Annotated in this window: 1 pseudogene; it reads left to right on the top strand. The window is 57.9% G+C overall.

Annotation, left to right across the window (positions count from 1 at the left end):
- Nucleotides 1–553: pseudogene (locus F3J45_RS29685) on the top strand (transposase); the annotation flags it as partial.

The following is a 553-nucleotide window of genomic DNA, read 5'->3' as shown; positions in this document are numbered from 1 at the left end:
AGAAAACGCAGCCCAAGGCCACCGGGCGCCCCGCGTACGACCCCGCCGATCAGCTAAAGCTCTACCTTTACGGTTATTTCCAGCGCATTCGCTCGTCCCGGCGCCTGGAAGCCGAATGCCAGCGCAACATCGAAGTGATGTGGCTGATCAACCGGCTCAAACCCGACTTCAAAACCATCGCCGACTTCCGCAAGAACAACAAAGCTGCGTTCGTCGCGACATGCCGGGCCTTTGTGCAGTTCTGCCGAACTGCCGGTTTGATTGCCGGTGACTTGGTTGCCATCGACGGGAGTAAGTTTCAGGCAGTCGCTTCCGCGCGACGCCACCTGAACCTGAATCAGCTTAAGCGTCAGGACGAGAAGCTGGATAAGCGGATTGCCCAATATCTGGCGGACCTGGATGCCGCTGATAAGACTGAGGGCGAGTAGGTGGTAGATCGCACTGCGATCAAGGCGGCCCTGGCAGAGCTTGAGGCTAAGCAGCAAGACAACCGCAGCTGCCAAGCCTTGATGCAATCGATGGGGCTGGAGCAATTCAACACACACGAAAGCGA

Origin of the sequence: Pantoea sp. Ap-967, assembly GCF_011752565.1 — a bacterium.
GTDB lineage: Bacteria > Pseudomonadota > Gammaproteobacteria > Pseudomonadales > Pseudomonadaceae > Aquipseudomonas.
The sequence above is the reverse complement of the archived record's forward strand: the minus strand, read 5'-3'. Positions and strand labels throughout refer to the sequence as shown.